The 21631-nt window shown below is 59.3% G+C and carries 18 protein-coding genes and 1 tRNA gene; 2 read left to right on the top strand and 17 right to left on the bottom strand.

Annotated features, from left to right (window positions below):
- Positions 1–380: 380 nt before the first annotated feature.
- The 9 genes from rplT to recJ all read right to left on the bottom strand — a co-directional run bounded on the left by rplT (position 381) and on the right by recJ (position 11418).
- On the bottom strand, positions 381–740 hold the full coding sequence (gene rplT / locus AAAX35_RS02780) for a 50S ribosomal protein L20 (protein ID WP_006234421.1): 360 nt from the start codon (positions 738–740) through the stop codon (positions 381–383).
- Positions 741–786: 46 nt separating this feature from the next.
- Complete coding sequence (rpmI, locus tag AAAX35_RS02775; protein WP_006234422.1) at positions 787–978, bottom strand: 50S ribosomal protein L35; 192 nt, start codon at positions 976–978, stop codon at positions 787–789.
- Positions 979–1010: 32 nt separating this feature from the next.
- Positions 1011–1580: a translation initiation factor IF-3 gene (gene infC, locus AAAX35_RS02770; RefSeq protein WP_006234423.1), complete on the bottom strand. Its 570-nt coding sequence runs from the start codon at positions 1578–1580 to the stop codon at positions 1011–1013.
- Between the two features lie 431 nt (positions 1581–2011).
- Positions 2012–2098, bottom strand: a tRNA-Leu gene (locus tag AAAX35_RS02765).
- Positions 2099–2137: 39 nt separating this feature from the next.
- Positions 2138–3571 carry a transglutaminase-like domain-containing protein gene (locus tag AAAX35_RS02760; RefSeq protein ID WP_349116669.1) on the bottom strand — a complete coding sequence of 478 codons (1434 nt, stop codon included), beginning with the start codon at positions 3569–3571 and terminating at the stop codon, positions 2138–2140.
- A gap of 350 nt (positions 3572–3921) precedes the next feature.
- The gene (gene fba / locus AAAX35_RS02755; RefSeq protein ID WP_349116668.1) at positions 3922–4788 is read right to left on the bottom strand and encodes a class II fructose-1,6-bisphosphate aldolase; all 867 of its coding nucleotides are present in this window, start codon (positions 4786–4788) and stop codon (positions 3922–3924) included.
- A gap of 194 nt (positions 4789–4982) precedes the next feature.
- A complete protein-coding gene (locus AAAX35_RS02750) occupies positions 4983–5666 on the bottom strand; it encodes an MBL fold metallo-hydrolase (protein WP_117758818.1) in 684 nt (227 codons plus the stop codon).
- Positions 5667–5754: 88 nt separating this feature from the next.
- Positions 5755–8115 carry a bifunctional (p)ppGpp synthetase/guanosine-3',5'-bis(diphosphate) 3'-pyrophosphohydrolase gene (locus tag AAAX35_RS02745; protein ID WP_349116667.1) on the bottom strand — a complete coding sequence of 787 codons (2361 nt, stop codon included), beginning with the start codon at positions 8113–8115 and terminating at the stop codon, positions 5755–5757.
- A 15-nt stretch (positions 8116–8130) separates the two neighbouring features.
- The gene (gene recJ / locus AAAX35_RS02740; protein ID WP_349116665.1) at positions 8131–11418 is read right to left on the bottom strand and encodes a single-stranded-DNA-specific exonuclease RecJ; all 3288 of its coding nucleotides are present in this window, start codon (positions 11416–11418) and stop codon (positions 8131–8133) included.
- A 275-nt stretch (positions 11419–11693) separates the two neighbouring features.
- Between recJ and AAAX35_RS02735 the strand changes: the two genes are divergently transcribed.
- A complete protein-coding gene (locus tag AAAX35_RS02735; RefSeq protein ID WP_349116664.1) occupies positions 11694–12692 on the top strand; it encodes a bile acid:sodium symporter family protein in 999 nt (332 codons plus the stop codon).
- Positions 12693–12719: 27 nt separating this feature from the next.
- Here the strand turns inward: AAAX35_RS02735 and AAAX35_RS02730 are convergent, their stop codons facing one another.
- The 8 genes from AAAX35_RS02730 to AAAX35_RS02695 form a co-directional block, all read right to left on the bottom strand.
- Complete coding sequence (locus AAAX35_RS02730; protein ID WP_349116663.1) at positions 12720–13520, bottom strand: DUF4931 domain-containing protein; 801 nt, start codon at positions 13518–13520, stop codon at positions 12720–12722.
- Between the two features lie 3 nt (positions 13521–13523).
- Positions 13524–14201: a copper homeostasis protein CutC gene (locus AAAX35_RS02725; protein WP_349116662.1), complete on the bottom strand. Its 678-nt coding sequence runs from the start codon at positions 14199–14201 to the stop codon at positions 13524–13526.
- Positions 14202–14519: 318 nt separating this feature from the next.
- Positions 14520–15221, bottom strand: a complete 702-nt coding sequence (locus AAAX35_RS02720; protein WP_117563737.1) for an ABC transporter ATP-binding protein — start codon at positions 15219–15221, stop codon at positions 14520–14522.
- 12 nt (positions 15222–15233) lie between these two features.
- Positions 15234–16094 (bottom strand): ABC transporter ATP-binding protein, encoded by an 861-nt coding sequence (locus tag AAAX35_RS02715; protein WP_089573307.1) that lies wholly within the window; start codon positions 16092–16094, stop codon positions 15234–15236.
- Complete coding sequence (locus AAAX35_RS02710; protein WP_117821257.1) at positions 16084–17163, bottom strand: branched-chain amino acid ABC transporter permease; 1080 nt, start codon at positions 17161–17163, stop codon at positions 16084–16086. Before AAAX35_RS02710 ends, AAAX35_RS02715 begins: the two co-directional genes overlap by 11 nt.
- Before the next feature lie 9 nt (positions 17164–17172).
- A complete protein-coding gene (locus tag AAAX35_RS02705) occupies positions 17173–18054 on the bottom strand; it encodes a branched-chain amino acid ABC transporter permease (protein ID WP_117582912.1) in 882 nt (293 codons plus the stop codon).
- Positions 18055–18193: 139 nt separating this feature from the next.
- Positions 18194–19381, bottom strand: coding sequence for an ABC transporter substrate-binding protein (locus AAAX35_RS02700; RefSeq protein WP_035137075.1), 1188 nt, complete (start codon positions 19379–19381; stop codon positions 18194–18196).
- Between the two features lie 215 nt (positions 19382–19596).
- A complete protein-coding gene (locus AAAX35_RS02695; RefSeq protein WP_230318676.1) occupies positions 19597–19848 on the bottom strand; it encodes a hypothetical protein in 252 nt (83 codons plus the stop codon).
- Positions 19849–20098: 250 nt separating this feature from the next.
- On the opposite strand from AAAX35_RS02695, the gene AAAX35_RS02690 reads away from it, so the two are divergent.
- Positions 20099–21442: a homoserine dehydrogenase gene (locus AAAX35_RS02690; protein ID WP_138340725.1), complete on the top strand. Its 1344-nt coding sequence runs from the start codon at positions 20099–20101 to the stop codon at positions 21440–21442.
- Positions 21443–21631 lie beyond the last annotated feature (189 nt).

Below are 21631 nucleotides of genomic sequence, written 5' to 3'. Positions count from 1 at the left end.
GTTCGATGTCTGCCCGGATGCGACACTTGAAGTGTCCATCCTCGCAGTATCCGGTTCTCAAGGTGCACGCTTTGCGGCTCATCCGGTCCGACCGGGCCGCGCGGCAAGGAGATATATTGCCAGACCGCGAAGCCCTGTGGGACGTCAATTCCACTCTTCACAAGTCCTACACAACATATTGCTTTCTATAGGTAATAGAAAGACTGGTGCGGATCTTCCGCACGTATCAGATGATGACCCTTTGGTTCAGGAATATATAGAGATCGGTCACCTGTAAGTGTTTATCTACCCGCGCTTTTAGCAATGTAAACCGCGCCTCAGATAAAAAGAGGGAGCGCCGCGCACAACGCGACACTCCCCTAGCGATTCAAGAGAATCTATTAGGCCTCGAGAGCCTTCTTGGCGATGGTAGCCAGCTCGTTGAAGGACTCGATATCCTCGTAAGCCATCTGAGCCAGGACCTTGCGGTCGAGCTCGATGCCGGCAACCTTCAGGCCGTGCATGAACTGAGAGTAAGAGATGTCGTTCAGGCGAGCAGCAGCGTTGATACGAGTGATCCAGAGAGAACGGATCTCGCGCTTCTTGTTGCGGCGATCACGATACTGATACTGCAGGGAGTGCTGGACCTGTTCTTTAGCATGCTTGTAAGTACGCGAAGCGGCACCGTAGTAACCCTTCGCACGGTGCATAACGGTACGGCGCTTCTTCTTGGCGGCAACAGCGCGCTTAATACGTGCCATGTTCTATCAACTCCTAGACGGTAAAACGAAAAACGGGAACGCGAACTTAGGCGAGACGCGACTTGATGACCTTGCGGTCGGCAGCGGCGATCTCGGTCTCCTGACGGAAGCCACGCTTACGCTTGGTGGACTTCTTGCTCAGGATGTGGCTCTTGAAAGCCTTGGCGCGCATAAGCTTGCCGGTACCAGTCTTGCGGAAACGCTTCTTGGTGCCGCTGTGGGACTTCATCTTAGGCATGAAATACTCCTTAATCGGTTACAGAACACTAGTTACTTGGTATCGCTTGCCGCTTTATCCTCATCGAAGGCGCCCTTAATCGGGGCGAGCAGCATAAGCATGTTACGGCCTTCCATCTTAGGCTTGGACTCGACCGTAGCGTAAGGCTTGAGATCCTCGGCGAGGCGCTCGAGAACGTTAAGGCCCTGCTCCGGGTGAGCCATCTCACGGCCGCGGAACATGATGGTGATCTTAACGCGTGCGCCCTTCTTGAGGAAACGCAGAACGTGGCCCTTCTTGGTCTCGTAGTCGCCAACGTCGATCTTGGGTCGGAACTTCATTTCCTTGACCTCGACCTTGGACTGGTTCTTACGAGCAGCCTTGGCCTTCATGGCCTGCTGGTACTTGAACTTACCGTAGTCCATGACCTTGCAGACCGGCGGCTCCGCGTTGGGAGCGATCTCGACCAGGTCGAGACCCTGATCGTCGGCGACGCGCTGGGCATCGCGGATGGCGAACAGGCCGAGCTGAGAGCCATCGACGCCAATCAAACGGCACGAAGATGCAGTGATCTCGTCGTTGATGCGGGTGTCATCAGACTTAGCTATTTTCCCTACCTCCATTCATAAAAAAATAACCCGGCGCTTCTCAGCAACCAGGTCGTACACATAGACTTCCTCGATTTGAGGAAGGTAATCTAAGTTGTATGACCAGTCAGCTGCTCATTGGCGCCAAAAGGTGGGAACCCTCGGGTTCCTCTTTAGGGCATTGCGGGAACAACGCCTTGCGAATAATAACACGTACAGCGCGTTATCACATTACATACACGAAAAAGGGGCCTTGACCCCCTTGAACGCTCGCTTGCATGTATGGTGCCCGAGGCGAGACTCGAAGGGCCTTCGCTTCGCGAAGCCCCGGGCTTCGGGCGCGTGGCGCCCTCGCCACGCTCTGCTACAGACAGGCCACAGGCCTGTTTGCTTAACGCTTCGCGCGCTCACGCGAGTTCGGCACGAAAAAGGGGGCCGCAACCCCCTTGAACGCTCACTTGCATGTATGGTGCCCGAGGCGAGACTCGAACTCGCACGTTGTTGCCAACGGTGGATTTTGAGTCCACTGCGTCTGCCAATTCCGCCACTCGGGCACGCAATGCGTGAGTTAGTTTATCACAGCTTTCTACCGATTAGTCCGAAAATGGAACTTCGAGCATTTCGATGAGTTCGACCGTGCGTAGCATCTCGCGCTGACGGCATCCGCGACCGTCGACCGAAGCCTCACCCATCTGGTTATCGTAAGGGTCCTCGCGCATGCCGTCGAAAGAGGGCTCAAACTCTGCCTGGAATCGATTGTTGGCCACCATACGCCATGGGTCGAGATTGCCAAAGTAGTGACGGCGGCGCCACTCCTCCCCCATCCTGTGAGCAGAAGATCCAAATGACACGTCGGCGTTGAGCCAACCGGTCTGCGGCGTATAGAACTCTGCCCAGTCGTGCGACCCCACCGAATCGGGCGCAACGTACAGGCCGCTCTGCCAACGGGCAGGCACGCCCGCGATACGGCACATGGTGATAAACGTGAGCGCCATAACGCCGCAATCGCCGCGGAGCGAATGCGCGCAGTCATCGGCAATAGATCCCAAAAGCAAGTACGGCGGCTGATAGCGATAGTCGATATGCTGCGTCAGATAATCATAGATAGCACGAGCGCGATCGAGCGGATCCTCGAGTCCGTCAACAACACCGGCCGTCAGCTGCTGCAGATACGGCGTGAATGCAATGTGCGGACGGTCCTCGGAAATATCCTCGGGCAGAGGCGCGTCCATACGCGGATGAACCGGAAGTGTGCCACCGTAGACATCACAATAAGCAGCATCGATGTGATAACGATAAGTCACCGAGAATGAGCGCTCACTCGAAGAAGACCACGAGGCGGTACGCGCCGAAGCGTTCGCGGGAGCAACAGCACCCTCCGGCGTCATGTCGAGAATCTCGACCCGAGACTGCTGACGGCAGGCAGCCGCGACGGGAAGCCAAGCGCAAACGGTCTCCCCCTCCAGAGCGCCGGGGACAGACACGGACGCTTTAAGCGTAACGACGCGAGGCAATCCGTTTTGTGACTCCATCTCCTTGAGCATCTCGTCGCGCAGTGCTATTCCGTCCGTAGAATCGGGACGCATGCCGGGGACCTCTTTGGGATATACGCGAAGCGAATCGAGGAAGTTGTCGAGAACGAACAGCTCGCCATCGATAAAGCGCCAGTCAATACGCTTACGGTCAATCAGATCGTCAAACTGCTCCTCGGTAAACTCAGGCCACTCCTCGCGAATCATCGCAATAGCTCGATCGCGCGACACCGAAAAATGAAGCGGCGTCTCAAGCATGCGATACCGCTCGGCACGAACGCAGGCAGCAAGCGAGGGATCGGGATCTTGGGCAAGTAGGCGGTCGCAAGCCTCAATAGCCTGCGAAAGATACCCCGCGTCCTTTAAACGCAGAATCTCGGGTGGCAAACCAACATCTAGAAAACGGAAGTCATCATTGCAAACATCAACAGAGCAACCAACGGGACCCTCGTCAATAACCTTCCCATCCGAAGGCAGCACATTAATAACAGCCATACCAAACTCCAAGTCATTAGAACTCTTGAAGTCCATTGTAGCGAGATAAAAAAGAAAGCCCCAACAAGGGAGCCATCAACACCGCCGAGCGGTAGTCAAAAAATGAATTCAGCCCAGTAACCCTGTAGCGAGTTAACGAAGGAGGCCCCGTTTCCCCGGAGCTGATTCCGTCGCGCGACTTCTGGCGAAGCCAGTAGCCACCTTAATTCAGACTCGTAACCCTGCGGCGTTAAACGAAGGAAGCCCCGTCTCCCGGAACTGTTTCCTTGGCGCGACTTCTGGCGAAGCCAGGTGAGCGCAAAGGAAACAGTGTAGGGAGACGGGGCTTCCGGTGGGAAGTTTAGCGACGCTTACGCCTTGTTGACGGAGCCAAACTCCTCCATGAGCTCCTTGGTGCGGGCAACGATGTTGTCGCGACCAGGCTTGAGGAGCTTGCGGGGGTCAAAGCCCTTGCCCTGCTGATCCTTGCCAGCCTCGATATACTCGCGAACGCCCTTGGCGAAGACGAGCTGCAGATCGGTGTTAACGTTGATCTTGGAGATACCCAGGGAGATGGCCTTCTTGATCTGATCCTCGGGGATGCCGGTACCACCGTGCAGAACGAGGGGCAGGTCGCCGGTCTGAGCCTTGATCTCGCCCAGACGCTCGAAGGAAAGGCCAGCCCAGTCGGCGGGATACACGCCGTGGATGTTGCCGATACCGCAGGCGAGGAAGTCGACGCCCAGGTCAGCAATCTGCTTGCACTCAGCGGGGTCAGCGAGCTCGCCGTTGGAGGTCACGCCGTCCTCGGTGCCGCCGATGCCGCCGACCTCGGCCTCGATGGACATGCCCTTGGAGTGGGCAAGCTCAACGAGTTCCTTGGTGCGGTCGAGGTTAAGCTGGAAGGTCTCCTCGTGAGAGCCGTCATACATGATGGACGTGAAGCCGGCCTCGATGCACTTGAAGCAGTCCTCGTAAGAACCGTGATCGAGGTGAAGGGCGACGGGGACGGTAACGTCCGTGGCCTCGACGGCAGCCTTGACCATGTCGGCGCAGACCTTGAAACCGCCCATCCACTTAGCGGCACCAGCGGTGCACTGAAGGATCAGCGGAGACTTGGCCTCCTCGGCGGCCTGGAGAATAGCCAGGGTCCACTCGAGGTTGTTGGTGTTGAAGGCACCGAGAGCGTACTTGCCGGCCTCGGCCTTCTTGAGCATGTCTGCTGCGTTGACGAGCATAAAAGAAACCTCCTGTAAGGTTGCTCCGATAACGCCTGAGATTTTACCACGACATACCCGAGCATAAACGTTCGTTTGTTCACGAATACCATCCGATTGGACAAATTTTGACCGTTTGCCCCACAGAATCGACCCACTGGGGAAAATAGCTTGACGATTGAGCGGTCTTCGTGATTCGAAAGACGGCTTCGAGCCTACATCTGCATAAACGGATTCTGCATAAGTTCGCGCGCCATCGTGGTCGAATCGCCATGGCCCGTCAAGCAAACGGTATCGGGCGGAAGCGTCTTGGCAAGTTTGGAGAGCGAGCGCATAATCGCCGCCTCGTCACCGCCGGAAAGATCGGTACGACCGTGGCTGCCCGGGAAAAGCGTGTCGCCCACAAAGGCGATGTTCCCCTGCTCGGTCGCGGCGAACAGGACGATGCCGCCCGGCGTATGCCCCGGCGTCTCGATCACCTGCAGGCAGATATCGCCCAATTCAATCGTATCGCCCTCGGCAAGCAGCCGCGTCGGCTCGCCCGGATCGGGCGTCTCAATACCCCACATGGCGCGCTGCTCCTCGATATTTGCGCGAGGCACCGTCACGTCCTTAGCGCACAACTCATATAGTGCGCTGTCGCCAACGACAGCTCGAACCCCGGCGACCCCGCCAACATGGTCGGCATGACCGTGCGTGCAGACAGAGCCGAGTACGCGAACTTCGGGATGCGCGGTGCGGATATGCTCCACAAGACGCTCGCCCTCCCACGCCGGATCGACGATTAAGCACTCGTCATTCGAAATCACGGCGTAACTGTTGGTCTGAATCGGGCCGTTGACGAGTGCCTCAATCGAAGCTGCACCTCGGGGTGTCAGGTCCAAAGTCATATCGCCCATGCGCATACCCTCCTTCTAAAATACGTTCGAGGCACCAAACGATGCCTCGAACGTAACCAATATCTATGATGCTGAGAGGCTCTCGCACCTACACACGGCGCTTGAGCTGAGCTCCGCCTTCGCCGGGCATAAGACGGCGAGCGTCGTAGACCGAATCGACACTGCTGATGGAAGCCAGCAGCGGATCCAGACCGCTCGCGTCCGAGATCTCGACCATAAAGCGCAGGGTTGCAATACCCTCGCGGTTGGTCGACGTGGCGGCAGAAAGGATATTGCCGCCCGCATCGCCAATGGCAATGGTGACATCCTTGAGCAGGCCCATGCGGTCCAGGCACTCGACCACGATCTCGACCTGGAAGAGGGTGTCGGCAGCGCCGTCCCACTCCACATCGATCATGCGCTCGGGATGTTCCATAAGACCCTTGACGTTGGGGCAGTTGGCGCGATGCACCGAAACGCCACGGCCGCGCGTGATGAAGCCGACGATATCGTCGCCCGTCACCGGATTGCAGCAATGCGCCAGACGAACCAGCAGGCCGCTGTTGCTCTCGCCCTTGACGATAATGCCGTTGCTGGCGCTCTTGCCGCGCTTTTGCGGCTTGCGGTTGGAGCCTCGGGCCGGCTGTTTCACGACCTCGGCGATAGCCTCGGCCTTGGTGAGCTGTTCCTCGGGCTTGGGGTCCAAGATTTGCTCGACCTTGTTACCCACAGCGCGCGGGGCAACTTTGCCGGCGCCGACGGCGGCAAACAAGTCCTCGAGCTGCTTATAGTTAAACTGCTCCGCCACGGCGTTGAGTGCACGCGTCGAACGCGGCGTGGAAATGCCATAGCCACGCTTACGCAGGTCCTTGGCCAGTATATCGCGACCGGTGGCAGCGTCGTCGTCCTTGGTCGCGGCGGCAAAATAGCGGCGGATCTTTGACTTGGCGGAAGGCGTCTTGACGATCTTGAGCCAATCGCGCGACGGCTTGGAACTCTTGTTGGTCAGGATCTCGACGCGGTCGCCCGTCTTGATCTCGTGCGTGAGTGGGGCCACCGCACCGTTGATCTTGGCACCGACGCAGTGGTTGCCCACCTCGGTGTGAACGGCGTAGGCAAAGTCGAGCGGCGTGGAGCCGGCGCGAAGCGCCATGACCTCGCCCTTGGGCGTAAAGACAAAAATCTCCTGGTCAAACAAGTCGACCTTCAGCGAGTGCAGGTATTCCTTAGCGTCGGTGATCTCGTCAGACGCCGCCCAATCGAGCGAATGTTTGAGCCAGTTAATCTGGTCGTCCAGACGCTGGGCATCATTGGTCTTAGACGCAGACGATCCGCCCGACTTCTTATAGAGCCAGTGGGCGGCAATGCCGTACTCGGCCTGCTCATGCATCTCATAGGTTCGAATCTGAATCTCGAGCGGGCGGGCCGTGGGGCCGATAACCGTCGTATGGAGCGACTGGTAGTTATTGACCTTGGGCATGGCGATATAGTCTTTAAAACGACCGGGCATGGGGTGCCACAACGTATGCACCGCGCCGAGCGTGGAGTAGCAATCGCGCACCGAATGCGTGATGACGCGCAGTGCCACCAGGTCGTAGATCTCGGAGAATTCCTTGCCCTTGCGCTTCATCTTTTGGTAGATGGACCAATAGTGCTTGGAGCGGCCATTGATCTGGAAGCCCTCCAGGCCAATGCGGTTGAGCTCGTCGGTGAGCGTCTTGATGGTCTCGGCCAGATAGCGTTCGCGAACCTCGCGCGACTCCGCCACCATCCGCGCGATGCGCTGGTAGGCATCGGGCTCCAGGTAGAAGAAGGACAGGTCCTCGAGCTCCCACTTAATAGAGCTCATGCCCAGACGGTCGGCCAGGGGCGCATACACGTCCATGGTCTCGCGAGCCTTAAACAGGCGACGGTCCTCGCGAAGGGCCGCCAGCGTACGCATGTTATGCAGGCGGTCGGCAAGTTTGACGATGATAACGCGGATGTCCTTGGACATGGCGAGGAACATCTTGCGCAGCGTAAGCGCCTGCTTCTCGTCCATGCTATCGACTTCGATGTTGGTGAGCTTGGTCACGCCATCGACGAGCTCGGCCACCGTATCGCCAAACAGGCCGGAAACATCGGCAAGCGAGGTCTCGGTGTCCTCGACGGTATCGTGCAGCAGCGCGGCGCACACCACATCGCAGTCCATCTTGAGATCGGCCAAGATGATGGCCACCTCGACGGGATGGTTGATGTACATCTCACCCGAGCGGCGCTTTTGGTTGCAGTGCTTCTCGGCGGCAAAGCAATAGGCCTGCTCCACCTTGGAGAAGTCCTCCTCATTCATATATTTGAGGCACAGGCGCTCCAGCTTGTCGTAGCTGTCCGCCATAATCTCGGGCGGCAGCTCATCGGCATGCTTATAGTGCTCCATCTCCGAAAACGGCTGGAGGGTGGAATCATGGGCGGTACGGGCTGCGGCATCCATCGAGGTCCCCTTCCCCTAGGCCCGCGGTACGATCGGGCGGTTAACTTTGGCTAGCATATCAGAAGCACACGAATCGAGCGCCCAACTCCGGAAAGCCGAGAACTCCATGCGCGAGCGCAAGCCCTCCAAATAGCGAATTGACCTGCTCAATTGCACACGGCCGGGGTTTTCTGCCATCGCGATGCGACGGGTGTCGTCAAACCCCGAAACGCGACAGAAACCAAGCTCTTCGAAGATTCCCAGGCCGCTTTCCACCGAGCGCTCGTCGACCGGCGTGCGGGCATCGATGGCAAGACACATCTGCGCGATATCGATATCGCTCGCGCTAAACGAGTCGTCTCCGGTCTTGCCGCGGTTGGAGCGCCACATAGTCTGCAGCGCTCGATAGAGCGTGACGAGCTCGTCGCGCTCGGGCGCGTAGCAGTCGAGCAGGCGCTCGTTAATGCGGGCGTCACGCGACGAATAGAGCAGGTGGATCACGGCAGGTTGGCCGTCGCGACCGGCGCGTCCGCTCATCTGGTTGAACTCAATGCTGCCAAACGGCATGTGATAGAGCACGACATGGCGGATATCGGGCAGGTTGACGCCCTCACCGAAGGCCGAGGTTGAAACGATGCAGCTCAGGCTTCCGTCTCTAAAGGCTTCCTCAACACGGCGACGATCGGAGCGCGCAAGCCCCGCGTTATAGAACGCGATGCGGGTCGCGCAATCGGGCACCCGCTTGCGCAGCGTCTTAGCAAGCGCCACGGACTGATCACGCGAGTTGACGTAGATGACGGTCTTCTCCCCCGTCGCCACGATCGACACCAAACGGTTCTCGCGGCTCGCAAGATCTCGGTCGTCCTCGAGCTGCAGGTTCTCGCGCACCGTCTCGTCGACCACCGTGCGAGTGATTGGCAACATGCGGGCAAGCTCGGCCACGACCGGAGCCGTCGCGGTGGCCGTCGCAGCCATAACGACCGGGTCGCCCAGGGCTTTGAGGATATCGGGCATGTCAAGATAGGCGCTACGGTCGCCGCCCTTGGCAAGGCCGGCGTGGTGCGCCTCATCGATAACGACAAAGCCGATGCGGCCCGAACGCGCGAAACGGTCACGGTGGATAGACAGGAACTCGGGCGTCGTGAGCACGATACCGGTGCGACCCGAAGCTAGGCCGGCGAACACGTCATCGCGTGCGGCCTCCACGGTCTCGCCGGTCAGCACGCCAACGCCAATGCCAAGCGCTGCCATCGTCGACGAGAGGTGATAGGCCTGGTCGGCAACGAGCGCACGCAGCGGATAGACAAAGATGCTCGCACGCCCGCGAAGGACCGCCTCGCGCGCGGCATGCACATGGAAGATGAGCGACTTGCCGCGCCCCGTTCCCATAACGGCCAGAACACTCTGGTGATCGGCCAGGGCATCGAGCGCCTCGACCTGCGCGCGGTGCGGCTGGTTCGAGCCGATAAAGCTATGGATAAGCGAGCGCGTCAGCTCGGTATAAGAAAGCTGGGCGAGCGTCTCGCGTTTACGCGACTCCAGGCGCAGGCCAGAATCCGCCGGTTGCACGCCGCGGCGAAGTTCACATGCCGGATCGTCGATATTGGACGCCGTGGTATCGCGCACCAAGACATCCTTGATCATGAGCTTGGGCTTCACACGCCCCTGCCAATGCTCGGCAACGGCCTCGAACACCAAGTCGACAGCGCTATCGCAGTTGATGAGCTTATCGATTTGCGGCACGCGGAACATAATGGCCGGCACGCTCGCGGCGCCATCGGTCGCCACAAAGCGCATGTGCTCGCCGGTTTTGCCCACCACGGCGCGATCGCACATCGTCACGCCCTCGGCGGCCAGCAACGGCACCTTGTTGCCCTGGCCAAACGGCTCAAGACGGGAAATCTGCTCTATAGTCTCAATATTCAGCTCGGAAAGGTCGACCGTGGCGGCAACCTCGTCGATGTCTTCAAAGTCCTCGGCGGGAATCTCCGATAGCACGGCGGAAAGGCGACGACGGAATTCATCGAGCTTGGATGCCTCGATGGTCACACCCACCGCACCGGCATGTCCGCCGCGACGAATCAGCAGGTCGGAACAGCGCTCGACGGCGTCAAACAGGTTAACTTTGCCCACCGAGCGACCAGAGCCGCGCGCGATACCGTCCTCGATCGAGAACAGCAGCGCCGGCACGTGATAGCGGTTGGTCAGACGGCTTGCCACGATGCCCTTGACACCCTCGTGCCAGCCCTCGCCACCCACGACAATCGCGCGTCCGCCGTCATAGGTCTCCTCGACCTTTGCCATGGCATCGCGCGTGAGCTCCGCCTCGATCTCACGGCGCTGGTGGTTGATTTCCTCGAGCTCAGCCGCCAGCGCGCTTGCTTCGATGGGATTGCGGGCAAGCAGCAGGTCGAGCGCCAGCTTGGGATCGGCCATGCGACCGGCAGCGTTTAAGCGGGGAATGAGCGAGAATGACAGGCCATCCGCCGTAATGCTCGAAAGGTCCGCCTTGGCGAGCGCGGCAAGTGCGATGTAGCCGGGACGGGCCGTCACGCGCATCTGCTGGATGCCCTCGGCGACCAGTGCGCGGTTCTCGGGCGTGAGCGGCATCATGTCGGACACGGTGCCCAGCGCCGCGACCTCGATTAGCGAACGCCAATACGACGGCTTGCCCAGGCGCTCACCCAGGACTTGCACCAGCTTGAGCGCCACACCAACACCGGCAAGCTCGCGCGAGGGGCCCTCGTCCTCGAGCTTGGGGTCGGTCAGGGGCACACCCTGCGGCACCTGGTCGGAGGGCTCGTGATGGTCCGTGACCACCAAATCGATCCCCAGGCTCTCCAGATAGGAAACCTCTTCCTTGGCGGCAATGCCGTTATCGACGGTCACGATCAGCTGGGGGCGAGCGAGCTCGTTAACGCGGTCGAGCGCCGCGCGCGAAAGACCGTAGCCCTCGTCAAAGCGATGCGGAATAAACGGCGTGACATCGGCGCCAAACGTGCGCAGAGCCTCGGTCAACAGGCAAGTCGACGTAATACCGTCAACGTCAAAATCGCCAAAGACTGCAATGTGCTCGTGGTTGCGAATAGCACGCTCGACGCGGTCGGCAACGACTGACATGCCCGGGATAATGAGTGGGTCGGCCCAGTCGCGATCGAGCGAAGGCGTCAAAAACAATTGGCCCTCTTTGATGGAGCCAATGCCGTGCGCGACCATAATGCGCGCCACCAGCCCGGGAATGCCCAGACCAGCCGAAAGCTCCTTTTCGAGCTCGGGGTTTTGCTGAGCGACCGCCCAGCGATGCGTCGTCTTAAGCGATGACATAGGCACCCACCCCTGATAGGGGCAGGTCGCCGCGATACCTCTCACGGTTCATAGCGATGAGTCCTCTGTGTATGCCCGCTTCGGCAGGCAGATCTGTTGAACGGATTTATTATACCGTGCAGCGCGGACGCACAACATCCAGCACGCCGTGGTTTCGATAAACGAGGGCGGTAATAGCCTCGAAATAATCGAGCGTTTCAGCCACACGGACGCATGCGAGCGTCTAGCATATCCATTCAAAACGGATTCACGAGCAAAGGGAGTCACAAGAGCATATGAAGCAATGGGTTGGACTGGGCAAATTTCTCGCAGGACATATGCAGGCCATCGTTCCGATTTGCGTGGCGCTCGGCGTGCTCTTTCCTCAGCAGATCGGCGTTCTCAAGCCCATCGTTCCCACCCTGTTTGCCTTTATGACGTTCCAAGGCGCGCTCAGCAACACCTTCCACCAGGTGGCTGAGGTGTTCCACCGTCCCCTGCATCTGATTTTGGCGTTATTTGTCTCGGCGGCGCTTATTCCCATCGCGGCCTATGCCATGGGATCGTTGTTCTTTGGTTCCAACCCCAACCTTGTCTGCGGCATCGTGCTCGAGTACAGCGTACCCGTGGCAGTCACTGCCTTTATGTGGATCAGCATGTTCGGCGGCAACGGCCCGCTCGCGCTCACCATCATCCTGACGTCCTCGGTTATATCGCCCGTGACGATTCCGCTCACGCTCAAGCTCCTGTTGGGCGCCACCGTCGCAATCGATGTTCCGAGCATGATGCAGAACATGGCCTTTATGATTGCCATCCCCGCCGTGCTCGGCATCGTGATCAACGAGCTCACGCACGGCTGGGGACACGAGAAACTCTCCCCCGCGCTCTCGCCCGCCTGCAAATTTATGATGATGGGCGTCATCGCGTCCAACTCCACCGCCATGAGCGAGTACGTGCTACACATGAACGCGGTGCGCCTGGAAGTCGCCCTCTTTATTCTGGTGTTCGCCATCAGCGGTTTTGTCGTGGGCATTCTGGTCGCCCGCGCGCTGCATCTGCCATATAGCGAAACGACCACCATGTGCTTTACCTGCGGCATGCGCAATATCTCTTCGGGCGCCGTCATCGCCACGCAATACTTTCCGGGCGAAGTTGTGTTTCCCGTCATGTGTGGAACGTTGTTTCAGCAGGTGCTCGCCTCGCTTATCGGGCACTTCTTTGAGCGTCTGACCGGCGAGGAGCGCGCCGCCCAGCGCAAGCGCGTCGAGGCCGGCCGCGATGCAATGGCGCGCTAAACCGTCCGCAGTGTGCGGGCGCTCACTTTACGATGTGAGCGCCTCCAGATGTGCGCGGAGTCGCTCCGCATCGACATCGAGCGTGGTCTCAGCATTGACCTGAGCCAGCCGATACCCGACAAAGTAGGGTGAAACCACCCAACGTGGAAGCGCCTTGGCAATGGTCCGGCCGCTCATGTGATAGAAGAACAGGTTGTACGACTCTGCACGACCGCCATGGTGCTCGTGCAAGATATAGCGCAGAGCTACCTGGATTGCGTCGGCGAAGAGATCCGCCTCGGCTTGGTCTCTCGTGTCATCGCTGGCGGCGATTCCCTGCGGGGCTGAAACGTTAATCTCAAAGAACCCCATGATCGGTTCGGTTGAGATGTTGACCGCGATTCTCCCCTGTCGCCAGACATTGATGCCTTCGAAATTGGCAGAAGTCAGCGAAGCATAGCCGTCTTCCTGCTCCAAACCCACAATCTGCATGTGCGGATGGACGAGGCTGCCGCCCGAAAGCGGGCCTTTGTTCTTGTACATGAGCACACTGCGGTACTGTTGGGAATCGATCATCTGCTGCCAACAGCCCAGGGCAAACCGCATCACATGATGCAGCTCATCCGGTTCATAGGTCACCAGGTCGGCGTCGTGATTGGCAGACTCGATCAATACGGTCTGACGTGTGGCCCGCAATGTCTTGAACTTATTCTCGAGCCAGATGCAGTCACCATCGCGCTGGATGATGTTGGCAAGCCCCTCCGTGTCGCAAAAGGGGCACGCGGTGCCAGGGCGACGATTATCGTCGGGCTTACCGCTCGCCTGCTGAACGTCAAATACCAGCGCCACGGGTTATACCTCCAGCGGCACGATCTTGGTGCCATGGAGCTCGGAGACGCCTAGCGCCGCCGCGACCGCGTCGCGATTTGCCGTAGTGATGCCGCCGCCGGGAAGGATGGTCAAACGATCGCCCGCATACTCGATTAAACGAGCCAGGTGATCGAAATTATCCTCGATCGACGTACCGGCAGCGCCGCCATGCGTGAGGATGCGTGTGATGCCGCAGTCGGCGAGTATGTCAATCGCGTCGAGCTGAGCCTCGGGCGAGAGCTGGTCAAATGCCATGTGGAAGGTAATGTCGATGGGCTCACGCTTACATTCCTCGGGCGCGCAGCCCGCGGCCATCACGAGGGCGCCAAGCGTAAGTTCGTCGAGCGCCCATCCGCCAGCGCAGGGCTTGCAGCAGCCAAAGACCAAGCCGTCAACGCCGGCGCTCACGGCAAGGCCCAGGTCCATCTCCATCATACGCAGCTCGTCCTGGTTGTAGTGAAAGTCGCCGCCACGCGGGCGAATCATGCACATCACCCGTGCATCGTGCTCGTGGGCATAGTTGGTCGTAGCGCTGATAACGCCGGCCGAAGGCGTGGTGCCACCAACGGCAAGGTTGTCGCACAGCTCGATACGCCTTGCACCGGCATCGATAGCCGCCGGCACCCGCTCAAAGTTCTCGGCACAAAACTCGTACAGCATAGATAGACCCCCAAAGACAGCAGATGTTTTCCGACGGGCATTGTCACACATCCCCATGAAGTTGCGGTGGAATAGGGACTGTTTTGGCCTCTGAGGCTCCCATCTAGTCCCTATTCCACCGCAACATAAAGGGGGCAGAACCAAAGTAACGCCGCAGGCAGAGGACCGACAGCGAGCGGGCGCCAGAGCGAATAAATTGGCATGAAAAGAGGGCGGCATAGACCTTCTGGTCATGCCGCCCTCTTTGAATGACAAGTTGTCGCTCTGGCGCCCGCGCAGCGTCGACTGGTCCGCCGTTCGGTAGAACGGCGGAACCGCCTAACCGCCCAGATAGGCCTTACGCACGTTATCGTCGTGCAGGAGTTCTTGGCCCGTGCCGGTCATGGTGATCTTGCCGGTCTCGAGCACGTAGCCGCGCGTGGCGATGGAAAGAGCCATCTGTGCGTTTTGCTCGACCAGAAGCACCGTGGTGCCGGCCTTGTGCAGGTCCTCGACAATCTGGAAGATCTGCTCAATCAGAATCGGCGCCAGACCCATGGAAGGCTCGTCGAGCATAAGCAGTTTGGGGTTACTCATAAGAGCGCGCCCCATAACAAGCATCTGCTGCTCACCGCCCGAAAGGGTGCCGGCGACCTGGCGACGGCGTTCCTTCAGGCGCGGGAACTGCTCGTAGACGCGCTCGAGGCCCGGAGCCACCGTGGACTTGGGCTGCGTGTAGGCGCCCATCTCCAGGTTCTCCTCAACCGTCATCTGCAAAAAGGCGCGACGACCCTCGGGAACCTGAGCCAGGCCCTTACCAACCAGCTTGTCGGCGGGCGTATGGGTAATGTCCTCGCCCATAAACTTGATGGAGCCGGTCTTGGAGCGCAGCAGGCCCGAGATGGTCTTGAGCGTTGTGGACTTGCCGGCACCGTTGGCACCAATCAAGGCCACGATCTCGCCCTCGTTAACGTTAAAGGAGATGTCCTTGATGGCGTGGATGGCGCCGTACCAGACGTTGATGTTGTAGACGGAAAGCATCGGCTCTGCCATTTAGTTCTCCCCCTTATCCTGCTTACCCAGATACGCCTCGATAACGGCGTCGTTGTTCTGGATTTCCTCTGCCGTGCCCTTGGCGATAACCTTACCAAAGTTGAGCACGCAGATACCCTCGCAAATATTCATGACGAGCGACATATCATGCTCGATAAGCATGATGGCAATGCCAAAGGTGTCGCGAATCTTGACGATGTTCTCCATGAGCTCCGCGGTCTCGGACGGGTTCATGCCGGCGGCAGGCTCGTCGAGCAGCAGTAGCTTGGGGTTGGTGGCAAGCGCGCGGACGATCTCCAAACGACGCTGAGCGCCGTAAGGCAACGATCCGGCCTGCTCGTTTGCCAGATGCTCCATATCAAAGATGGACAGCAGCTCCATGGCGCGCTCGTGAGCAGCCTTCTCGTGCTTCCAATACGTCGGCAGGCGCAGCACGCCCTCAAAGCCGGAGTAGCGCTCCTGGTTGTGCAGGCCGACCTTAACGTTATCCTCCACCGTCATGGTGTTGAACAGACGAATGTTCTGGAAGGTACGGGCAATACCCATGCGGTTGACCTGATAGACCGACTTGCCCGAGGTGTCCTCACCGTCGAGCAGGATGGTGCCGTGCGTGGGCTGATACACCTTGGTGAGCAGGTTGAAGACCGTGGTCTTACCGGCACCGTTGGGGCCGATCAGACCGGCGATCTCGGTCTTGCCGATAGTCAGGCTAAAGTCGTCGACCGCCTTAAGGCCACCGAACTCAATGCCCAGGTGGATGCACTCGAGTGCAGGGCGTTGGCCCAGGTCGCGGTCGGGAACGATGGCGCCAGAAGGATACGGGACCATCTTGCCCTTGTTGAACTCAAATTTACTGGGCATCGGCTGCCACCTCCTTCTTGGAAGCAAAGCGATCCTTGACGCGACCGAAGAACGCCTTGAGCTGCGGGTTGTTGGTAAAGATCATGACCAAGATCAGCACGATGGCGTAGATGAGCATGCGGTAGTCCGAGAACTGACGGAGCAGCTCGGGAAGCACCGTGAGCAATGCCGCCGCGATGACGGAGCCGCGCATATTGCCCAGACCGCCCAGGACCACGAACACCAGGATGAGGATGGACGTGTTGAAGTCGAACTTGGTGGCGGAGAGCTGCGAGAAGTTACCGCCGAAGAGAGCTCCGGCAGCACCGGCGAGGGCAGCGGAAACCACGAAGGCGATCATGCGGTACTCGGTGACGGAGATGCCCACAGACTCGGCAGCGATCTTGTTGTCGCGCACGGCCATAATGGCACGGCCGGTACGGCTGCGAACCAGGTTGAGCACGATCACGAGTGCGACCATGACCAGGATGGCACCGGCGAGGAAGGTCGAGTACGTCGACACGCCCGAGGCGCCCTGGGCGCCCTTGATGATGGCGGTGCCGTCCTCGAGCAGGTGCAGGTCATCGATCGTGGAGTTACCCGTGATGTTAAAGATCACATGCAGGCCGCGGGAATCGACGCCCACAATGAGGCAGGTGACGATCTCCTTGATAATCTCGCCAAAGGCCAGCGTCACGATAGCCAGGTAATCGCCGCTCAGACGAAGGACCGGGATGCCAATCAAGAAGCCCAGGATGGCGGCAGCGATGGCGCCGACCACGATACTGATGATAAGGCGCACCGGATCGGACGGAACGGCGCTCTCAAGGGCGACCGCGGTGACGATGCCCGTGTAGGCACCGACGCTCATAAAGCCCGCGTGGCCCAGCGACAGGTCGCCTGCGATGCCGACGACGAGGTTAAGGGAGATGGCCATGACGATATAGGCCGTGATGGGAACCAGCTGACCGGCAATCATACGCGGGATCATGTGGTTAGACTGCATAAAGAACACGATGGCGAACGCCACAAGGCACATGGCATACGTAACAAAGTCGTGACGCGTCTGTTTGTCTTTAAGAAACTTCATAACGCTCACCTACACCTTCTCGGGGACGTACTTGCCCAAGAGGCCGGCAGGCTTGACGAGCAGGACGATGATCAAAACACCAAAGACGATGGAGTTGGCAAGGCTCGTGGAAATGTAGGCCTGCGCCATCGCCTCGATGATGCCGATGAGAATGCCACCGACAAAGGCACCGGGGATGGAGCCGATGCCGCCGAAAACAGCGGCATCGAAGGCCTTGATGCCAGGCATGGCGCCCGTGGTGGGCTGCAGGACCGGCGAGTAGGAGCACAGGAGAACACCGGCGATGGCGGCAAGGGCGGAGCCGATGGCAAACGTCATCGAAATAGTGCGGTTGACGTTGATGCCCATGAGCTGAGCGGCAGCCTTGTCCTCGGACACGGCGCGCATGGCTTTGCCCATCTTGGTCTTACCTGTAAAGAACATCAGGCCGGCCATGATAACCAGGCAGGCGACGATGGTGACGAGCGAGACGGCGCTTACGTTGAACTTGGCCAAGAACTCCGGCACCTGGAAGGTGACGAGCGAAGTGAAGTTCTTGGGCGTGGCGCCCCACAGAAGCTGCGCGGCGTTCTGCAGGAAGTAAGACACGCCGATGGCCGTGATCAGAACGGCCAGCGGGCCTGCTTGGCGCAGCGGCTTGTATGCCAGGCCCTCGATAAGAACACCGAGAACGGTACAGACCACACAAGAGAGAATTACAGATGCCCAGCCCGGGAGGCCGAGATACGACGTGGCACAGAACGAGACATAGGCACCGACCATGATGACGTCGCCGTGAGCGAAGTTCAGCATCTTGGCGATACCGTAGACCATGGTGTAGCCCAACGCGATGATGGCGTAGACGCTGCCCATGGACAGGCCGTTGACCAGGTATTGGATAAAGACCGTCATGTTCCACATCCCCCTTTCGAATAGGTTTCCAGTTGATGTATGAAACAGGGACGTTACACTGTCCCTAGATACCAAGCAAGCAGGGAAGGCCAAAACCTCCCCTGCTTGGGATCAAAACCGCTCTATGTAAGGCGGCCAATTAGGCCTGTACGTACTTGCCGTCGGTGATGACGTACGCCGTGGGCTCCTTCTGGACCTGGCCCTTATCGTTCCAGGTGAGCTTGCCGGTCAGACCATCAACGGTAATCTTGAGCATAGCCTTGGACAGCTTCTCGGCGACCTCGGTCGGGTCGGCGTCGACACCAAGACCGGCCTCCTTGACGGCCTCGGCCACCGCGTGCACGCCGTCGTAGGCGTCGGCGGCAAACTGGTCGGGGGTATCGCCGTACTTATCCTTGTAGGCGTTGACGAAGTCGGCGTTCTTCTCGTCGTCGGCAGAGAACGGGGTCATGAGCAGCAGACCCTCAGCAAGAGAGGTATCGAAGCCCTCAACGCCCAGGATGCCGTCCATACCGTCGCAGCCCATCATCTTGACGTCGTAGCCCATGTCCTTGGCGTTCTTGAGCAGGACGGACGCCGGCGTATAGTAGATCGGCGCAAAGATCATGGTGGCGCCGGCCTGCTTGGCCTTGGTCAGCTGGTTGGTAAAGCTCGTGGCGGAGTCGTCCTTAAAGGTCTCCTCGTCAACAATCTCGAGCTTGGACTCAGCGGCCTGGGCTTTAAAGGAATCTGCGATGCCCGAAGAATAGGCGTCGCCGGAGTTATAGAACAGCACGAACTTCTCGTCCGCATACTTCTGCGCCAGGAACTTGGCAGCGTTGACACCCTGGTTGGGGTCGGTGAAGCAAACCTGGAAGACGCAATCCTTGCCGTCGGTGACGTCCTCGGAGGACGCGGACGGGGTGATCATGAACGTCTTGGGGTCGTTACCACACTCTGCGGCAACGGCAACCGACGCACCCGTGGTGGTCGGACCGACGAGGGCCTGCATGCCCCAGTCGAGCAGGGTGTTGAAGGCGTTGACGGCCTTCTCGCCATCGGCCTGGTCATCCTCGGCCTTGCTGGCAAGCGGCAGCTCCTTGGTCGAGAAATCCTTGCAGCCAAGCTCGACACCCTGGGTAACGGACTTGCCGTAGGACGCGTTGGCGCCGGTCAGCGGGCCGATGGTGCCGATCTTAAACGAAGCGTCGCCCGAAGCGGAACCGCTGTCGCCGCCGTTGGAGGAGCAACCGGCTAGAATGGACATCGCCCCCAGACCTGCTGCGCTCGCGATAACGCTCCTGCGATTCATAACAGGGTTCAATGACTTACCGGTGAGGCTCGACATGCGGCTCTCCTCTCAAATCTCGTCGGGTTTCGGTTACCCGACAGGCCATCCTTCGCCGTGTTCGGCGTTCGCAAAATACTAGACGCTTTAGTTAAGGAAAGTGGCGATTATTTCAACTTTTCTTTGGATTTGTTGATTTATCCATAATTCTGCGTATTTCTATTACTTTATACAGTATTGCCACTTTATTATGTAAAAGTAATGTTTCCGTTCTGTTACAAGCATACCTGCCTTAAATAAAACAGCCTCACCGGTCGTGCTTTATGCGCACTTAGGAAGCGATGTACTTGCCGTCCTGGATCACATAGGCTGTCCATGCCGTCGACACCCATTAGTGTCATGTCGTAGCTCATGTCCTTGGCGTTCTTGAGCAAAACGGACGCTGGGGTGTAATAGATCGGGGCAAAAATAAGCGTGGCTCCGACAAGGAAACTCCTGCGGTTAAGTACGTTGTTGATGCTAAACATGGTGTCCCCCTTTTCGCTGGCCGCGGTGCGGCCGTCTTGCGGTACAGGGCAAACCTTATGGTGCAAACGTTGACAGTTTGTTGCGGAAGTTCGTTTGTAGCGAGCATGTTTCCAATGTTTCCGCAGCGTTTCGGGGGTGCCGTTTTGTGCGACTCCTGTTGCCTGGCGAGCACGCGCCCTCGGTTCACGCTAGAATGCACTCAACCTTTAAGCGGTTAATCCATCCATAAGATGCACGAAGGAGCTATCTATGAGCGAACCCCTGCGCACCGTGAACGTCGGCCTCATCGGTCTGGGAACCGTCGGCGGCGGCGTGGCCCGCCTGATCAAGAGCCACCACGATGAGTACCTGGCAGCCTACGGCATCGACCTTAAGCTGACCCGCGCCTGCGCGCTTGCTTGGGAGCAAGCCGAGGCAGCCGGTATTGAGCGCGAGGCCTTTACGAGTGACTGGCATGACGTCGTCACCGACCCCGCCGTCGATATCGTCGTCGAGCTGATCGGCGGCGAGCATCCCGCAACCGAGATCTTCACCACTGCCTTTGAGCACGGCAAGCACGTCGTCTCTGCCAACAAGGCCCTGCTGGGCCGTCATGTCGAGACGCTCGCCGAGAAGGCGCGCGCGTGCGGCGTGCAGATTAAGTGCGAGGCCAGCTGTGGCGGTGGCATCCCCATCGTGAGCACGCTCGAGCACGACCTGGTGGGCAACAAGATCCTGACCATCGCCGGCATTCTCAACGGTACCACCAACTATATCCTGTCGCGCATGGACGCCGAGGGCGCCGATTACGCCGATGTGCTTGCCGACGCGCAGGCCAAGGGCTATGCCGAGGCCGACCCGTCCGCCGACGTCGACGGCTTCGACGCCGCCAGCAAGACGGCAATCCTCGCTTCCATCGGCTTTGGCACCCGCGTGACCACCGACGATGTCTACCAGCAGGGTATCCGTACCATCGGCGCCGAGGACATCGCCCAGGCCCGCGAGCTCGGCTACACCATCAAGCTGCTGGGCATCGCACGCAACACCGACGCCGGCGTCGACGTCCGCGTGCATCCCACGCTCATCCCGGCAGACCATATGCTCGCCAAGGTCAACGGCGCCATGAACGCCGTCTACGTGGTGGGTGACGCCGTGGGCGAAACCATGTTCTACGGTGCCGGCGCAGGCTCCTTCCCCACCGCGAGCGCCGTCGTGGGCGATATCCTGTCGCTCTCCGAGCAGATCAGCCGCGGCGTGGCTCCGCTGCCCGAGATTGAGCCCTATGGTCACAACCTCGCCTTTAAGCCCATGGACGAGCTCCAGACTAAGTACTATGTGCGCCTGAAGGTCGCCGACCGCGTGGGTGCCCTGTCCGAGACGGTCGACATCTTTGCCAAGCACAACATCTCGATCTCGCTCATCAACCAGGTCGAGGACGGCAAGTCGGGCGCCAGCGATACTTGCTCGGTCATCTTCCTGACGCACCGCGCGCTCGAGAAGGACGTCCAGGCTGCCACCGCCGAGCTTGCCAGCGTCGACTGCGTAGCCGAGGTCGCCAACGTCCTGCGCATCGAGGACGTTGAGGCTTGGACCGAAGGCGTCATGGCGAACTAGCTCAACGCTCGCCTAGCAATACACGCTTTGAGGGCTCCCGTCCGATGCGGGACGGGAGCCCTTTTGTCTCCTGCCCTAAGCACAACGGCAGAGCACATTTGCGCGAGCCGCTCATCGGTAACGCGGGCTACCGTTCACCGATATGCAAACACGGCCGATTCCAGTTACGGCTACGCTGTGCTGCGAATG

The organism is Collinsella sp. CLA-ER-H11 (assembly GCF_040092445.1).
Lineage (GTDB): Bacteria > Actinomycetota > Coriobacteriia > Coriobacteriales > Coriobacteriaceae > Collinsella.
Note: the sequence above shows the minus strand (reverse complement) of the source record. Positions and strands in the feature narration are given on the sequence as shown.

Coding starts and splice junctions, on each gene's coding strand:
- AAAX35_RS02735 (WP_349116664.1), top strand. CDS start 11,694: ATGAAGCAATGGGTTGGACTGGGCAAATTTCTCGCAGGACATATGCAG.
- AAAX35_RS02745 (WP_349116667.1), bottom strand. CDS start 8,115: ATGGATGCCGCAGCCCGTACCGCCCATGATTCCACCCTCCAGCCGTTT.
- AAAX35_RS02715 (WP_089573307.1), bottom strand. CDS start 16,094: ATGCCCAGTAAATTTGAGTTCAACAAGGGCAAGATGGTCCCGTATCCT.
- infC (WP_006234423.1), bottom strand. CDS start 1,580: ATGGAGGTAGGGAAAATAGCTAAGTCTGATGACACCCGCATCAACGAC.
- AAAX35_RS02720 (WP_117563737.1), bottom strand. CDS start 15,221: ATGCTTTCCGTCTACAACATCAACGTCTGGTACGGCGCCATCCACGCC.
- rplT (WP_006234421.1), bottom strand. CDS start 740: ATGGCACGTATTAAGCGCGCTGTTGCCGCCAAGAAGAAGCGCCGTACC.
- AAAX35_RS02695 (WP_230318676.1), bottom strand. CDS start 19,848: ATGTTTAGCATCAACAACGTACTTAACCGCAGGAGTTTCCTTGTCGGA.
- AAAX35_RS02705 (WP_117582912.1), bottom strand. CDS start 18,054: ATGACGGTCTTTATCCAATACCTGGTCAACGGCCTGTCCATGGGCAGC.
- AAAX35_RS02700 (WP_035137075.1), bottom strand. CDS start 19,381: ATGTCGAGCCTCACCGGTAAGTCATTGAACCCTGTTATGAATCGCAGG.
- AAAX35_RS02690 (WP_138340725.1), top strand. CDS start 20,099: ATGAGCGAACCCCTGCGCACCGTGAACGTCGGCCTCATCGGTCTGGGA.
- AAAX35_RS02710 (WP_117821257.1), bottom strand. CDS start 17,163: ATGAAGTTTCTTAAAGACAAACAGACGCGTCACGACTTTGTTACGTAT.
- fba (WP_349116668.1), bottom strand. CDS start 4,788: ATGCTCGTCAACGCAGCAGACATGCTCAAGAAGGCCGAGGCCGGCAAG.
- recJ (WP_349116665.1), bottom strand. CDS start 11,418: ATGTCATCGCTTAAGACGACGCATCGCTGGGCGGTCGCTCAGCAAAAC.
- rpmI (WP_006234422.1), bottom strand. CDS start 978: ATGCCTAAGATGAAGTCCCACAGCGGCACCAAGAAGCGTTTCCGCAAG.
- AAAX35_RS02725 (WP_349116662.1), bottom strand. CDS start 14,201: ATGCTGTACGAGTTTTGTGCCGAGAACTTTGAGCGGGTGCCGGCGGCT.
- AAAX35_RS02750 (WP_117758818.1), bottom strand. CDS start 5,666: ATGGGCGATATGACTTTGGACCTGACACCCCGAGGTGCAGCTTCGATT.
- AAAX35_RS02760 (WP_349116669.1), bottom strand. CDS start 3,571: ATGGCTGTTATTAATGTGCTGCCTTCGGATGGGAAGGTTATTGACGAG.